The sequence below is a fragment of the Sphingomonas sanguinis genome (genome assembly GCF_019297835.1).
GTDB classification, from domain to species: Bacteria; Pseudomonadota; Alphaproteobacteria; order Sphingomonadales; family Sphingomonadaceae; genus Sphingomonas; species Sphingomonas sanguinis_D.
Window position 1 is genome coordinate 3,097,360 of the sequence record NZ_CP079203.1, and the last position, 15,312, is coordinate 3,112,671.

A 15,312-nucleotide genomic window follows, 5' to 3' on the forward strand; every position below is an offset into this window, starting at 1 on the left:
ACTGACATGGTCCAGTCCAAAAACCCCGCCGAACCCTCGGTCCGCCTGCTGCGCGTCGGCGAGCAGGTCCGCCATATCCTGTCCGAAATCCTCGCGCGCGGGGACGTGCATGACGAGACGCTCGCCAAGCATATGGTCAGCGTGACCGAAGTGCGCATGTCGCCCGACCTGCGCCACGCGATCGTCTTCGTGAAGCCGCTGCTCGGCAAGGACGAGGAGGTTGTGATCAAGGCGCTGCGCACCAACACCGCCTATCTTCAGCGCGAGGTCGCGCACCGGGTGAAGATGAAATACGCCGCCAAGCTGAAGTTCCTGGCGGACGAGAGCTTCGACGAGGGGAGCCATATCGACTCGCTGCTGCGCTCGCCCAAGGTGTCGCAGGATTTGGACGAGGGCGAAGCGGGGGAGGCGTGATCGCTTTCCTGCTTTAAATCTTCCCACCCTCCGTTCAGCCTGAGCGAAGTCGAAGGCCACGGGATTCAAGTTCGCGCAGAGGCGCGGAGGACGCAGAGAAGAGCCCTAGCCCAATAGGGACCGCCACCCCGGCGAAGGCCGGGGTCCAGTAGCAAAGCGTTGATGGCGCGCCGTGCCAAGGCGGGGGAGGCAAATGCCTCGCGCCATCCCATATTCACCGCAACTGGACCCCGGCCTCCGCCGGGGTGGGGCCGTCTAGCGGAATCCCCTCTGCTTCCTCCGCGCCTCTGCGCGAAACAAAAATACGGGATACCCTTGGCCTTCGACTTCGCTCAGGCTGAACGGGAGTAGGGGTTATGCGCCGACCGGTACCAGATTCGCGTCGATGGCGATCGTCACCTGTCGCCCGACGATCAGCGGATAGGCCGTCATTCCGAAATCGCGTCGGTCGATCCGGGTCGTCGCCGCGATATGCACCGGCTCGCGGCCCGACATCGCGGCGAAGTCGCGCGAGAAATCGACCGCGAGCATCGCCGGGCGCGTGACGCCCCGCGCTGAGATCGTGCCCGCCACCGTCGCGCTATGCGGCCCGGTGCGGATCATGCCGGTCGCGTGGAAGGTCACGTGCGGATAATGCTCGACATCGAAAAAGTCCGCGCCCCGCAACCGCGACCGGGTGAGCGCATCGCCCGCCTCCAGCGTCTGCGTATCGATCCGCACGTCCAGCGTCACCGCCTTGGCATCGCGGTCGGACAGGGCGACATGGCCCTCCGTGTGGGGAAAACGCGCGGTCTTGCTGCCCAGACCGAAAAAGCTGACCTTGGCCTCAACACGGGCATGGGCGGGGTCGATGGTATAGCCGATCGCGCCGGTTCCGCTGGCCGAGGCCATGCTCGCCAGCGTCGCGACCGCGACCATCGCAAAATTACCGCTTCTCACCCCATCCACCTCATGCTCGAAAAGCTGGCCCCCATCCGATAAGGGGCCGCCATGGCCAAGCTCTATTTCTATTATGCCAGCATGAATGCGGGGAAATCGACCATGCTGCTGCAGGCCGATTTCAACTATCGCGAGCGGGGGATGAACACGATGCTGTTCACCGCCGCGATCGACGACCGCTTCGCCTATGGCACCATCGCCTCGCGCATCGGCCTGTCGCAGCCCGCGACGCCGTTCCAGGCGACGACCGATCTGAAGGCGTGCGCTCTCGACCAGCATGGCCGCACGCCGCTGGCCTGTATCCTGGTCGACGAGGCGCAGTTTCTGACGCCCGAACAGGTCGACCAACTTGCGCGGCTGGCCGACCTTCATCGCATTCCGGTGCTCTGCTATGGCCTGCGCACCGACTTCAAGGGACAGCTGTTTCCTGGTTCGGCGCGGCTGCTGGCGCTGGCCGATGCGCTCAGCGAGATCAAATCGGTCTGCGTGTGCGGCGCGAAGGCGACGATGAACCTGCGCGTCGACGGGCAGGGCAAGGCGATCGCCGAGGGCGCGCAGACCGAGATCGGCGGCAATGACCGCTATGTCGCGCTCTGCCGTCGCCATTTCGGCGAGGCGCTAGCGGGCGGCACGGTGCTTGAGGGACGGGGCAACCCCGACTAACGCCGTTCGATGCATGGATGGATCATACTCGACAAGCCGCTGGGGCTCGGCTCGACGCAAGGGGTGAGCGCGGTGAAGCGGTGCTTGCGCCAGGGCGGCTATGGCAAGGGCATCAAGGTCGGACATGGCGGCACGCTCGATCCGCTGGCAACCGGTGTCCTGCCGATCGCGGTGGGCGAGGCGACCAAACTCGCCGGGCGGATGCTCGACAGCGACAAGGTATATGACTTCACCATCCGTTTCGGCGAGCAGACCTCGACGCTGGATGCGGAAGGTGAGGTCATCGCGACCAGCGACGTCCGCCCGACGCGCGAGGCGCTGGAGGCGATGCTGCCGCGCTTCACCGGGCCGATCGAGCAGGTCCCGCCCGCCTATTCGGCGCTCAAGATCGATGGCGAGCGGGCCTACGACCTCGCGCGTGCCGGGGAAGAGGTGGTGCTGGCGAGTCGCGCGGTGACGATTCATTCGCTCATATCCTCCCCGGCACGGGGAGGGGGACCGTTCGCGCCAGCGAATGGTGGAGGGGGAGAGCCGCTGGGCAAGTCCCTTGGGGAAGCCCCCCTCCACCATCCTTCGGATGGTCCCCCTCCCCGTGCCGGGGAGGAGCTTCAAGACATCACCCTCACCGCCCACGTCTCGAAGGGCACGTATATCCGCTCCCTCGCGCGCGACATCGCGCTGGCGCTCGGCACAGTCGGCCATGTCACCATGCTCCGCCGGACCAAGGCAGGGCCGTTCACCCTGGCCCCGGCGATATCGCTGGACAAATTGAACGAAATGGGGCAGGCGCGCACCCTTGAACAGATACTCCTGCCGCTGAGGGCGGGGCTGGACGACATCCCGGCTCTTGCTCTCGACCCCGACCAGGCAGGGGCGCTCCGCCAGGGGCGTGTGCTGGCCGGGATTGCCGTGGACGATGGCCAATATTTCGCGATGCTGGGGGATATCCCGGTGGCGCTGGTGGAGGCGCTGGACGAACAGGTCCGGGTCGTTCGTGGTTTCAACCTCGATTAAGAAAGGATCACGATGTCGATCACCGCTGAACGCCGCCAGGAAATCATCAAGGATCATGCCCGCGCCGAGGGTGACACGGGTTCGCCCGAAGTCCAGGTCGCGATCCTGACCCAGCGTATTCAGAACCTGACCGAGCACTTCAAGACCCACGCGAAGGACAACCATTCGCGTCGCGGCCTGCTGATGCTGGTCAACAAGCGCCGCTCGCTGCTCGACTATCTGCGTCACAAGGATGGCGACCGCTATCTGGCGTTGATCGCCAAGCTCGGCCTGCGCAAGTAAGCCACGGGCGATACGCCACGAGAAAGGGCACTCCCATCGGGGGGTGCCCTTTTTTGTTGGCTGGTGTATGAAGCACCGGGCCGACCGGATGCGCGCAAGGGCGCTCATCCCCAAAGCCCCTATGTCATGAAACCCGTCGAACGCGGCGGGTAGGATCGGAGGATCGGCAATTCGGCCGAACTCCAGAGCCAATCTTGGCTCAACCCATAGGCCCCGGCGGGATAGGCCCGTCGGAGTGAAGGATATTCCATGTTCAATACCAAGAAAGTGGCCATCGAGTGGGGCGGCAAGACGCTGACCCTCGAAACCGGCAAGGTGGCCCGTCAGGCCGACGGCGCGGTGATCGCGACGCTGGGCGAGACGGTCGTGCTGTGCGCCGTGACGGCCGCGAAGAATGTGAAGGAAGGGCAGGACTTCTTCCCGCTCACCGTTCACTATCAGGAGAAGTTCTCGTCGGCGGGCCGTATCCCCGGCGGTTTCTTCAAGCGCGAGCGCGGCGCGACCGAGCGTGAGACGCTGATCAGCCGCCTGATCGACCGTCCGATCCGCCCGCTGTTTCCCGAGGGTTTCTACAACGAGATCAACTGCATCTGCCAGGTGCTCTCGTACGATGGCGAGAACGAGCCGGACATCCTGGCGCTGGTCGCCGCGTCGGCCGCGCTCACCATTTCGGGCGTGCCGTTCATGGGCCCGATCGGCGCGGCGCGCGTCGGTTATGTCGATGGCGAGTATCAGCTGAACCCGACCGACGCCGAGGCGCTGGCCGGTGACCTGGACCTGGTCGTCGCCGCCACACACGACGCGGTGATGATGGTCGAGTCGGAAGCCAAGGAACTGTCCGAGGAAGTGATGCTGGGCGCCGTCATGTTCGCGCACAAGGCATCGCAGCAGATCATCGACGCGATCATCGACCTGGCCGAGCAGGCCGCGAAGGATCCGTGGGAGCTGAAGGTCGGCGACGACCAGAAGGCGGTCAAGGCCGAGCTGAAGAAGCTGGTCGGCAAGGACATCACCGCGGCCTACAAGCTGACCGACAAGCAAGCGCGCCAGACCGCGCTGGGCGAGGCGCGCGCCAAGGCGAAGGCCGCCATGGCCGACCGTACGCCGCAGGAGCAGCTGGTCGCCGCCAAGCTGGTCAAGAAGCTGGAAGCCGAGATCGTCCGTACCGCGATCCTGAAGGACGGCCGCCGCATCGACGGTCGCTCGACCACCCAGATCCGTCCGATCGAGGCCGAGGTCCACTTCCTGCCGCGTTCGCACGGCTCGGCGCTGTTCACGCGCGGCGAGACCCAGACGATCGCGACCACGACGCTGGGCACCCGCGACGCGGAGCAGATGATCGACGGTCTGAACGGCCTGTCGTACCAGCACTTCATGCTGCACTATAACTTCCCGCCCTATTCGGTCGGCGAAGTGGGCCGCTTCGGCGCGCCGGGCCGTCGCGAGATCGGCCATGGCAAGCTGGCCTGGCGTGCGCTGCACCCGGTGCTGCCGTCGAAGGAGGAATTCCCCTACACCATCCGCGTGACCAGCGACATCACCGAGTCGAACGGCTCGTCGTCGATGGCCACCGTCTGCGGCGGCTCGCTGTCGCTGATGGATGCGGGCGTTCCGCTGAAGCGTCCGGTCTCGGGCATCGCCATGGGCCTGATCCTGGAAGGCAAGGACTTCGCCGTCCTGTCGGATATCCTGGGTGACGAAGATCACCTGGGCGACATGGACTTCAAGGTCGCCGGCACCTCCGAGGGCATCACCTCGCTCCAGATGGACATCAAGATCGCCGGTATCACCGAGGAGATCATGAAGGTCGCGCTGGCACAGGCCAAGGAAGGCCGTGCGCACATCCTGGGCGAGATGAACAAGGCGCTGGGCGAGACCCGCACCGAGCTGTCGGCCCATGCCCCGCGCATCGAGACGATGACGATCGACAAGTCGAAGATCCGCGACGTGATCGGCACCGGCGGCAAGGTGATCCGCGAGATCGTCGCCACCACCGGCGCCAAGGTCGACATTGACGACGAGGGCGTGATCAAGATCAGCTCGTCGGACGGTTCGCAGATCGAAGCCGCGATGAACTGGATCAAGGGCATCGTCGAAGAGGCCGAGGTCGGCAAGATCTACAACGGCAAGGTCGTCAACCTGGTCGATTTCGGTGCGTTCGTGAACTTCATGGGCGGCAAGGACGGTCTGGTCCACGTCTCGGAGATCAAGAACGAGCGCGTCGAGAAGGTCTCGGACGTCCTGACCGAAGGCCAGGAAGTCAAGGTCAAGGTCCTGGAGATCGATCCGCGCGGCAAGGTCCGCCTGTCGATGCGCGTCGTCGACCAGGAAACCGGCGCCGAGCTGGAGGACAACCGTCCGGCCCGCGAACCGCGTGAACCGCGCGGCGATCGTGGCCCGCGCGGCGACCGTGAAGGCGGTCGCGGTCCGCGCCGTGACGGCGGTGATCGTGGTGATCGCGGCGGCGAAGGCCGTGGCGGTCCGCGTCGCGACCGCGGCGACCGTCCCCGTCGTGAAGGTGGCGAGCAGGCCGGTTCGTCCGAATTCGCCGCTCCGGCCTTCCTGACCGGCGATCGCGACTGATCCTGGCGCAAGCTGGACCAAGGTTGATCCACACGGGCAAGCATGCCCTTCCATTCCTCCCCTGCCGGGGGAGGAATGGCGAATGTCGATCGGCCCAAAAGAAAGGAGGCCCGGAGCGATCCGGGCCTCTTTTTTATGCCCCGGTCCTTGTGGCGGCGCATGTCGGAAAAATAAATGCGCTGCTAAGTCTATGACAGTGCGGTAAATCCTGACTCCAGGCGTCCTAGGCGCGGGTGCTCGCAACACCTCCTTAAGCCTGTCTTCCTAAGCTTCTGCCTCTTTTTGTGGACCAGATAGGATAGGTGAATGCTGGCGGTCAGAAACAAGCTAGAATGGCTGGCGACGCTCTGCAATCATTCGGGCGTCGGACTGTGGGACGCGCTGATCCACAATGGCGATGCGGCCCATGCCAAATCGCGCTGGACCTGGTCGCCCGAGTTTCGGCGGCTGCTCGGCTATACGTCCCAGGTCGATTTCCCCGATCTGATGACGTCCTGGTCGGACCTGCTGCATCCCGATGACGTCGCGCCGACCTTCGGCGCCTTTGGCCAGACGCTGGAAACCGGCATCCCCTATTGCGTCACCTACCGCCTGAGGGTGCGGAGCGGCGATTATCGCTGGTTCCAGGCGACCGGCGGCGTGGTGAAGGGTCGCGACGGCAAGGTGCGACGCGCCAGCGGTTCGCTGGTCGATATCCACACGGCCAAGATGCTGGAGCTGGAGCAGCAGCAGGCCGTCTCGGTGCTGCTGGAGCGGATGCGGGGGCTGGCCGTCGGGCAGCTGGCGGTTCGCATCGGTGACGATTTCCCCGTGCGCTTCGCGGAGCTGAAGAGCGATTTCAACGCGGCGATGGATTCGCTGTGCACGACGATCGGCGGCGTTTCGCAGGCGTCGGGCATCATTCGCGGCGGCACGGACGAGGTGCGCTCGGCAGCTGACGATCTGTCGCGCCGTACCGAGCAGCAGGCCGCCTCGCTGGAGGAAAGCGCTGCGGCGATCGGTGAGATCACCAACACCGTCCGCCGCTCCGCCGAGGATGCGGGCCGTGCGAACGATCTCGTCGCGCAGGCGCGCAAGGAAGCCACGGAGTCCGACGATGTCGTCGAGCGCACGATCACCGCGATGCGCGGGATCGAGCATACCTCCAACGAGATCGCCGAAATCATCGGCGTGATCGACGGCATCGCCTTCCAGACCAATCTCCTCGCGCTCAACGCGGGCGTCGAGGCGGCGCGTGCAGGCGATGCGGGCAAGGGCTTCGCGGTCGTCGCATCCGAAGTGCGCGCGCTGGCGCTCCGCTCCGCCGACGCGGCCAAGGACGTGAAGGCACGGATCACCGCCAGCTCCGAACAGGTCGGCACCGGCAGCAGGCTGGTGGTCGAAACCGGGCAGTCGCTTCAGCGGATCAGCGGCCGGATCAACGAGATCAGCGGCCTGATGACCGGCATGGCCACCAATGCCCGGCAGCAGGCGTCCTCGCTGGAGCAGGTCAACATCGCGATCGGCGAGATGGACGGCGTGACCCAGCAGAATGCCGCGATGGTCGAGGAAGCGACGGCCCTGTCGCGCCAGCTGGCGGCCGAGGCGGAGCAGCTGAACGCCCAGATTGCGCGGTTCGATGTCGGCCCCTATGGCGGCCCATCGGGTCAGGCCGGGCGAGCCATGGGCCGTCCCGCCCTGCGCGCGGTCGGTCTGTAACGAATACTTCGCTTGAGGGGGGCGTCAGCGCGGCGGCGCCGTCGCCCCCTCATGCGCGCTATAGCCCAGCCGGGCGTGACCCTGCACCGGCCCGGCGACATCGGCGACCAGATAGAGCGGGCGGCGCTTCGACTCGATATAGAGTCGCCCCAGATATTCGCCGATCATGCCCAGCACGAACATCTGCACCGCGCCCAGGATGACGGTGACGAGCATGGTCGAGGTCCAGCCCTGCACCGCCGATCCGGTCAGCCAGCCGATCGCGATATAGACGATCAGCAACAGCGACGCTGCCGTCAGCGCCAGGCCGATATGGCTGGCCCAGCGCAGGGGCGCGGTGGAGAAACCGGTAACGGCGTCGAAGGCGAGCGCGATCATCTTGCCCAGCGGATAATGGGTCTCGCCTGCATGACGTTCGGCCCGGTCATAAGGGAAGGGGACCTGTCGGAAGCCGACCCAGGCGACCATGCCGCGAATGAAGCGCGCCTGTTCGGGCAGCGATTGCAGCGCGTCGAGCGCGCGACGGCTCATCAGTCGGAAATCGCCGGTGTCGAGCGGGATCGGCGTGTCGGTCAGCCGGTCGAGCATCCGGTAGAAGACCGCCGCCGTCGCCTTTTTGAACAGCGTTTCCCCGGCACGCTTGCGGCGCACCGCATAGACCACGTCCGCCCCCTGCGCCGCCATGGTCGCGCGCATCTCGGTCAGCAGTTCGGGCGGGTCCTGAAGATCGGCGTCGATGATCAGGATCTGCTCGCCCGCGCACAGGTCGAGGCCTGCGGTCAGCGCCAGCTGGTGGCCGTGATTGCGCGACAGGTTGATCGCCACCAGATGCGGATCGGCGGCGGCCAGCCGCTGCATCACCGGCCAGCTGTCGTCGCGCGAGCCGTCGTTGATGAGGACGATCTCATAATCCTCGCCCACCGCTGCCCGCGCCGCGCCCGAGATGCGCGCGTGGAGCACGTCCAGACAGGCGGCTTCGTTATAGCAGGGGACGACGACGGACAGGGCAGGGCGCTTCATGACGCCGCCGGTTTAGCGGCGTCGAAGCCGTCCGTCACCCATTCACGACCAGCTTGACCAAACGACCCGGTACCAGCGCTTGTTCCGGGGCGAGGCCGTTCAGCGTGATGAAGCGTTCGCGCTTGTAATCGGGAAAGGCCATGCGCGCCGACAGGCTGTCGATCGTGTCGCCCTGACGGACGGTGACGATGCTGATTTTCTTGCCGCGAATGCCGTTGGCTTCGGCGGTGGAGAGCGGCGCGACCGAGGCGAGCAGCGGCTGGAACGGCCCGATGCCCGCCCCTGCGGGCGTGACCAGCGTGAAGGTATAGGTCGCCGAGGGGAAGCGGTACGCGACCACCGTGGCATCCACCGCGCGGTTGTTGGCGGCGGCGCGGGTCGTGACCCAGGCATAGGGAATGCCGTTCGCGGTGCCGTTCTGAAGCTGGCCCGAGGGGGTGCCGGTGCCAAGCTGGCCGAAGCGCTGGGTGATCGCCTGACCCAGGTCGCTGCCCTGCGCCAGCCGCATCTCGGCCTGTCCGCCCTGGCCGACGATCGTCACCGCGTCGCTGCCATTGGCGATGGCATAGCCATTGGGGGCGGTGAATTTCAGCTTGAGGCCGGGATGGCGGAAGGTCTGGCCGTCGACAATGCCTTCCTTGGGATCGTCGCCATAAGGCATGCCATCGAGCATCCGCAGATAGGCGGTGTCCTGCGGCGGGGTGGTCTCTGGGCGGCCGGTCTGCTTGGCGAGGGCGGCGGCGCGGCGCACGCGGTCGGCGCTGTTCGGGTGGGTCGAAGCCCAGGTGGGGATGGCGTTGGCGTCCTTGCCCGCCGTGCGTGCGGCGAGGTCGCTCGACGCCGCCAGCGAGGCGAGCATGTCGGCCGAGGCATAAGGATCGTACCCGGCGGCGGTCATGTAGCGGATGCCCAGCCCGTCGGCCTGATATTCCTGATCGCGGCCATATTTCAGCGTGTAGAGCTGCGCGCCGGTGCCGACCAATTGCGTCGCGATATTGCTGCCGGTCAGCAGCCCCGCACCCGCCGCCAGGATCGATCCGATGGTCGAGCGGGTGTTGCGGCTCTGCGAATGGCGGGCGGCGACATGGCCGACCTCATGGCCCAGCACCGAGGCCAGCTCGGCCTCCGAATTCATCAGCGCGAGAAGCTGGCGGGTGACATAGATATAGCCGCCGGGGATGGCGAAGGCGTTCTCGACCGGCGAATTGAGCGTGGTGACGGTGAAGTCGCCTTGCGCGTTGGATAGGCCCGACTGGACCGCGACGCGCTTGCCAACCCGCTCGACGAACGCGGCCTGCGGGCCGGTGTAGCGGCCGCCATATTGCTTGACGAGTTCGGGATTGGCCTGCGCCCCTTGCGCCTTGTCGGAGGCCGAGATGGAGCGCGTGGTCTGCGCCGCTACGGGGGCAGCAACAAGCGCGAGCATGGCGGCGGCGGTGGCGAAACGCATCGGTGACGGACTCCCTGTTCGCGCTTTTCAAAGCGTGTGGCGGGCGTGGGTTCCAGCTTTTTGTTACGGAGGCGTCATTTTGGCTTCATGGTTTCCGTTCCCCGGCGAAGGCCGGGGCCCAGTCTCCTCGACGTCGATAGCGCGCGAAACGATGCGGGGGAGGCACCGGTCTTGCGCCTTCGATTCTTCACCGCAACTGGGCCCCGGCCTTCGCCGGGGAACGAAAGAATTGGTTCGCGCAGAGGCGCGGAGGTGTCTGCCCCGTCGCAGATGCAACTGCCCCCAACAGTCTTGGTTTCATAATTTCCTCCCCTGCAAGGGGAGGGGGACCAGCGAAGCTGGTGGAGGGGTGTCACCCTCTTGATAGCGGGATACCCCTCCGTCAGGGCTTCGCCCTGCCACCTCCCCTGCAAGGGGAGGAATAGATTTTGCGAGGAATGCGCAGCCCGCCCTCAAACCCGCTCCACCAGACTCACGACATCCGCCGCGCGCAGCGCCGCGATCAGGCGCATCAGATGTTGCAGGTCGTGCACCTCGACGTCGATCAGGTTCGTGTGGAAACGCGTGTCGCGCGTATCCAGCCGGACGTTGATGATGTTCGCCTTATGCTGGCCGATGATCGTCGCCAGGATGCCCAGCGCACCGGGTTCGTTCTTGACCATGACCGAGATGCGCGCCGTCGCGCCCTCGCTGTCGTCGCCCCAGGACACGTCGACCCAGTCGGTTTCCTCGTCGGTGCGGTCGGCCAGCTCGGCGAGTACCGGGCACTGGATCGCATGGACCTCGATCCCCGCATCGGGACGGCGGAGGCCGACGATGCGGTCGCCCGGCACCGGGTGACAGCATTGCGCGAGGTCATAGGCGACGCCGGGCGTCAGTCCCTTGATCGAGATGGCGCTCGACTGCGGCGGCAGGGCGGCGACGTCCGCGCCCGCTGAGCCCGGCATCAGCGCTTCCATCACGGCGGCGTCGGACAGGGTTCGCCTAGCGATCGCGATCATCAGATGCGCTTCGTCGGGCATCTTCAGCCGCTGCAGCGCATGGGTCAGCGCATCCGCGCCGATTTGGGCGGGCAGGCGGCGGACGATATCCTCGTACAGCTTGCTGCCCAGGCTGACCTGCTCGGTGCGTTCGGCATGGCGCAGGTGGCGGCGGATCGCGGCCAGCGCCTTGCCGGTGATCGCCAGGTTCAACCAATTGGCCTGCGGTGTCTGTCCGGCCGAGCGCAATATCTGCACCTGGTCGCCGTTCGAGATGACCGTCGACAGCGGCACGACCCGCCCGTTCAGCTTGGCGCCCACCGCCTGGTCGCCCAGATCAGTGTGCACGGCATAGGCGAAGTCGATCGGCGTCGCGCCTTTCGGCAGCTGGATCAGTTCGCCCTTGGGGGTGAAGGCGAAGATGCGATCCTGATACATCGCCATCTTCGTATGCTCGATCAGCTCCTCGGGGCTGTCCGAGGTATCGAGGATTTCGACCAGGTCGCGAATCCAGCTGACCTGCGCATCGTGGCGGGTCGCCTGTTTGTAGGTCCAGTGCGCGGCCAGGCCGAAATCGGCCTCGGCATGCATTTCGGGGGTGCGAATCTGAATCTCGATGCGCGCATTGTCGGCATGGATGACGCTGGTATGGAGCGAGCGATAGCCGTTGCGCTTGGGCGTCGAGATATAATCCTTGAACCGCCCCGGCACCATCGGCCAGCGGCGATGGATCAGGCCCAGCACGCGGTAGCAATCCTCCTCGGTCGGCACGATCGCGCGGAAGGCCATGACGTCGGAGAGCTGCTCGAAATTGATGTGCCGCTCGTTCATCTTGCGGAAGATCGAGAAGGCGGACTTTTCGCGCCCCGTCACCTCGGCATCCACGCCGCCGCGTGACATCAGCAGCTTCAGACCCGAGGCGATCTTCGAAATCCGGTTGCCGCCGCCTTCCTTCATCTGCGCGAGGCGCAGCGTGATTGATTCATAGGCTTCGGGTTCGAGCTGCTGGAAGGAGAGCATCTGCATCTCCTTCATGAACTCGTACATGCCGATCCGCTCGGCGAGCGGGGCATAGATGTCCATCGTCTCCTTCGCGATGCGGCGGCGCTTTTCCGGCTTCGCGATGTGATGCAGCGTGCGCATGTTGTGGAGGCGATCGGCCAGCTTCACCAGCAGGACGCGGATATCGTCCGACATAGCGAGCAGGAACTTGCGCAGATTCTCGGCGGCGCGCTCGCTCTCGGTCTGCGCCTCGATCTTGGACAGTTTGGTGACGCCGTCGACCAGCCTTGCGACATTGGGACCGAACAGCCGCTCGATCTCGTCATAGGTGGCGACCGTATCCTCGATCGTGTCGTGCAGGATGGCGGTCGCGATCGTCTCGTCATCCAGATGCAGGTCGGTCAGGATGCCGGCCACCTCGATCGGATGGCTGAAATAGGGATCGCCCGAGGCACGCTTCTGGCTGCCATGCGCCTTCATCGAGAAGACATAGGCGCGATTGAGCAGCGCCTCATCGGCCTGGGGGTCATAGTCGAGCACGCGGTCGACGAGTTCATACTGGCGGAGCACGATATCAGATTTGCGTGGTAGGGATGGGCAATGCAACATTTTTGATGCGATCAGGGTGATCGAGGTCTTCTTAAGCCTCTTTCTTCTTCAAGCCCCTCTCCCGGCAGGGGGAGGGGTTGGGGAGGGGCAAGAGCCACGGGCGTTGGTCTCTGTGAGACCCCGTGCCCTCCCCCATCCCCTCCCGCCTGCGGGAGGGGAGCGGCAAGACGGTAGGGAAGCCTTCCACTATCTCCGTTCAGCCTGAGCGCAGTCGAAGGCCACGGGCATCACTCCCCCATCGCCTCCGCCGCCAGCGCCTCCGCCTCGATCAGCAGGTCATCATCGGCACTTCCGGTCGACACCTTCTCGCGCCCGATCAGCACCAGTACCGGCACCGCCAGCGGGCTGACCCGCTCCAGATCGACGTGCAGCATCGTACCCCCCGCCCGGTCGAGCAGGTTCGCCAGCCGCCCGACATCGGTCATCCGCGCCCGCGCATCGTCCCACGCCGCCTGGAGCAGCAGATGGCCGGGCTCGTATTTGCGCAGCACGTCGTAGATCAGGTCGGTCGAAAAGGTCACCTGCCGCCCGGTCTTGCGCTTGCCGGGATGCTGGCGCTCGACCAGCCCGCCGATCACCGCGACCTCGCGGAATGCGCGCTTGAGCAGATGCGACTGCTGCACCCAGTCGACGAATTCGTTTTCGAGGATGTCGGGGGAGAACAGGCTGGCCGGATCGGTCACCTTCTCCAGCCCGTAACAGGCCAACGCATAGTCGCTGGCGACGAAGCCCAGCGGTTTCAGCCCCTGCGCCTCCATCCGCCGGGTGATCAGCATCCCCAGCGACTGGTGCGCATTCCACCCCTCGAAGCTATAGGCGACCATGTAATGCCGCCCCTCGCGCGGGAAGGTCTCGACCAGCAACTGGCCGGGGCGGGGGAGGACGGAGCGACGGTCCTGCATCTCCAGCCAGTCATGCACGTCCTCTGGGAAACGATCCCATTCGCGCCGGTCGGCCAGGAATTCGCGCACCCGGTCGGCAAGGCTGGTCGACAGCGGCATCCGGCTGCCGCCATAGGTCGGGATGCGGGCGGGGCGCGAAGTGGCGCGGACGATCAAATCCTCGCCGTCGATCGATTCCACCTCCAGGCTCAAACCGGCGAAGAAGAAAGTGTCGCCGGGTGCCAGCGTCGCGGCGAAACCCTCTTCCACCCGGCCCAGCTGGCGGCCGTTGCGGAAACGCACCTTCAGCATCGTCGCCTCGACGATGATCCCGGCGTTCAGGCGATGCTGGGCGACGAATTGCGGATGGGTGACGCGCCATGTCCCGTCCGGCTGCTGGACCAGCCGCTTGAACTTGTCATAGGCGCGCAAGGCATAGCCGCCGTCCGCGATGAAGCGCAGCACGCGGTCGAACGTCTCGTCGTCCAACGCCGAATAGGGCATGGCCGAGCGGATTTCGTCGAGCAGCGCGCCCTGCTCGAACGGCGCGGCACAGGCGCAGGCCATGACATGCTGCGCCAGCACGTCGAGCGCGCCCTGTCGGAAGATGTCGGGGTCCAGCTCGCCCGCCTCCACCGCATCGAGCGCGGCGCGCGCTTCCAGATATTCGAAACGGTTGCCGGGGACTAGGATCGCACGGCTCGATTCATCCAGCCGGTGATTGGCCCGACCGATCCGTTGCAGCAGCCGCGACGAGCCCTTGGGTGCGCCCATCTGGATCACGCAATCGACATCGCCCCAGTCGACGCCGAGGTCGAGGCTGGCGGTCGCGACCAGCGCGCGAAGCTGGCCGTCGGCCATCGCGGCTTCCACCTTCTGGCGGGCTTCCAGCGAGAGCGAGCCGTGATGGACGCCGATCGGCAGGCTCTTGTCATTCGCCTTCCACAAGTCCTGGAAGATCAGCTCGGCGAGACTGCGCGTGTTGCAGAAGACGATGGTGGTCCGGTTCGCCTCGATCACCCGCATCACTTGGGCGGCGGCATAGCGACCGGAATGGCCCGCCCAGGGCACGCGGTCCTCGGGCAGCAGGATCGAGATATCCGGCGGCGCGCCCGGCTCGCCCGTGACGAGGCCGACCGCATCGATATCGCCATCGGGCGCCAGCCAGGCGCGGTAGCCATCGGGGTCCGCCACCGTCGCCGACAGCGCGACGCGGCGCAGATCGGGGGAAAGCCGCTGCAACCGCGCCATGCACAGGGACAATAGGTCGCCGCGCTTGCCGGTGGCGAAGGCGTGGACCTCGTCGACGACAATGGTCTTCAACCCGGCGAACATCGTCGCGGCATCCGGGTAGCTGAGCAGCAGCGACAGCGATTCCGGCGTGGTGAGCAGGATTTGCGGCGGCTTGACCCGCTGCCGCGCCTTCTTGTCCGACGAGGTGTCGCCCGTCCGCGTCTCGACCCGGATGTCGAGGCCCATCTCATCGATCGGCGTGACGAGGTTGCGACGAATATCTACCGCCAGCGCTTTCAGCGGCGAGACATAAAGGGTGTGCAGCCCTTCGCTCGGGGCTTCGATCAGCTCGGTCAGGGTCGGCAGGAACCCTGCCAGCGTCTTGCCCGCGCCCGTCGTCGCGACCAGCAGCGCGTGGCGGCCTGCGCGCGCTTCCTCCAGCATTGCCAGCTGATGGGTGCGCGGGCACCAGCCCTTGGCGGCGAACCAGTCGGTCAGGGCGGAGGGGAGGGAACCGGGGGGCATCCCGAAGGATATAGGTATT

Annotated in this window: 11 protein-coding genes; 6 read left to right on the forward strand and 5 right to left on the reverse strand. The window is 65.9% G+C overall.

Features of this window, described 5'->3' with window-relative positions:
* Positions 1 to 6: 6 nt before the first annotated feature.
* The gene (gene rbfA, locus KV697_RS14465; RefSeq protein ID WP_219018792.1) at positions 7 to 414 is read left to right on the forward strand and encodes a 30S ribosome-binding factor RbfA; all 408 of its coding nucleotides are present in this window, start codon (positions 7 to 9) and stop codon (positions 412 to 414) included.
* A gap of 354 nt (positions 415 to 768) precedes the next feature.
* Here the strand turns inward: rbfA and KV697_RS14470 are convergent, their stop codons facing one another.
* Positions 769 to 1,353 carry a YceI family protein gene (locus tag KV697_RS14470; protein WP_219018793.1) on the reverse strand — a complete coding sequence of 195 codons (585 nt, stop codon included), beginning with the start codon at positions 1,351 to 1,353 and terminating at the stop codon, positions 769 to 771.
* 51 nt (positions 1,354 to 1,404) lie between these two features.
* Here KV697_RS14470 and KV697_RS14475 point away from each other — a divergent pair, with 51 nt between their 5' ends.
* The 5 genes from KV697_RS14475 (at position 1,405) to KV697_RS14495 (ending at position 7,593) form a co-directional block, all read left to right on the forward strand.
* Entirely contained in the window at positions 1,405 to 2,016 is a 612-nt protein-coding gene (locus KV697_RS14475) for a thymidine kinase (RefSeq protein ID WP_219018794.1), read from the forward strand.
* A gap of 9 nt (positions 2,017 to 2,025) precedes the next feature.
* Entirely contained in the window at positions 2,026 to 3,030 is a 1,005-nt protein-coding gene (gene truB / locus KV697_RS14480) for a tRNA pseudouridine(55) synthase TruB (protein WP_219018795.1), read from the forward strand.
* Between the two features lie 12 nt (positions 3,031 to 3,042).
* On the forward strand, positions 3,043 to 3,312 hold the full coding sequence (rpsO, locus tag KV697_RS14485; protein ID WP_007406197.1) for a 30S ribosomal protein S15: 270 nt from the start codon (positions 3,043 to 3,045) through the stop codon (positions 3,310 to 3,312).
* 249 nt (positions 3,313 to 3,561) lie between these two features.
* On the forward strand, positions 3,562 to 5,895 hold the full coding sequence (gene pnp / locus KV697_RS14490) for a polyribonucleotide nucleotidyltransferase (RefSeq protein WP_219018796.1): 2,334 nt from the start codon (positions 3,562 to 3,564) through the stop codon (positions 5,893 to 5,895).
* Between the two features lie 306 nt (positions 5,896 to 6,201).
* Complete coding sequence (locus KV697_RS14495) at positions 6,202 to 7,593, forward strand: methyl-accepting chemotaxis protein (RefSeq protein WP_219018797.1); 1,392 nt, start codon at positions 6,202 to 6,204, stop codon at positions 7,591 to 7,593.
* 24 nt (positions 7,594 to 7,617) lie between these two features.
* Here the strand turns inward: KV697_RS14495 and KV697_RS14500 are convergent, their stop codons facing one another.
* From KV697_RS14500 to KV697_RS14515, 4 genes are all read right to left on the reverse strand, one after another.
* Positions 7,618 to 8,613 (reverse strand): glycosyltransferase family 2 protein, encoded by a 996-nt coding sequence (locus KV697_RS14500; protein ID WP_219018798.1) that lies wholly within the window; start codon positions 8,611 to 8,613, stop codon positions 7,618 to 7,620.
* Between the two features lie 34 nt (positions 8,614 to 8,647).
* A complete protein-coding gene (locus KV697_RS14505; protein WP_219018799.1) occupies positions 8,648 to 10,063 on the reverse strand; it encodes a M48 family metalloprotease in 1,416 nt (471 codons plus the stop codon).
* Between the two features lie 452 nt (positions 10,064 to 10,515).
* Entirely contained in the window at positions 10,516 to 12,615 is a 2,100-nt protein-coding gene (locus tag KV697_RS14510) for a RelA/SpoT family protein (RefSeq protein WP_219018800.1), read from the reverse strand.
* A gap of 266 nt (positions 12,616 to 12,881) precedes the next feature.
* Positions 12,882 to 15,293: a ligase-associated DNA damage response DEXH box helicase gene (locus KV697_RS14515; protein ID WP_219018801.1), complete on the reverse strand. Its 2,412-nt coding sequence runs from the start codon at positions 15,291 to 15,293 to the stop codon at positions 12,882 to 12,884.
* Between the last annotated feature and the right edge of the window lie 19 nt (positions 15,294 to 15,312).

Excerpts from the sequence above, each read along its gene's own strand:
- KV697_RS14515 (WP_219018801.1), bottom strand. The coding sequence starts at position 15,293 with ATGCCCCCCGGTTCCCTCCCCTCCGCCCTGACCGACTGGTTCGCCGCC.
- KV697_RS14505 (WP_219018799.1), bottom strand. The coding sequence starts at position 10,063 with ATGCGTTTCGCCACCGCCGCCGCCATGCTCGCGCTTGTTGCTGCCCCC.
- rbfA (WP_219018792.1), top strand. The coding sequence starts at position 7 with ATGGTCCAGTCCAAAAACCCCGCCGAACCCTCGGTCCGCCTGCTGCGC.
- pnp (WP_219018796.1), top strand. The coding sequence starts at position 3,562 with ATGTTCAATACCAAGAAAGTGGCCATCGAGTGGGGCGGCAAGACGCTG.
- truB (WP_219018795.1), top strand. The coding sequence starts at position 2,026 with ATGCATGGATGGATCATACTCGACAAGCCGCTGGGGCTCGGCTCGACG.
- KV697_RS14475 (WP_219018794.1), top strand. The coding sequence starts at position 1,405 with ATGGCCAAGCTCTATTTCTATTATGCCAGCATGAATGCGGGGAAATCG.
- KV697_RS14495 (WP_219018797.1), top strand. The coding sequence starts at position 6,202 with ATGCTGGCGGTCAGAAACAAGCTAGAATGGCTGGCGACGCTCTGCAAT.
- KV697_RS14500 (WP_219018798.1), bottom strand. The coding sequence starts at position 8,613 with ATGAAGCGCCCTGCCCTGTCCGTCGTCGTCCCCTGCTATAACGAAGCC.
- rpsO (WP_007406197.1), top strand. The coding sequence starts at position 3,043 with ATGTCGATCACCGCTGAACGCCGCCAGGAAATCATCAAGGATCATGCC.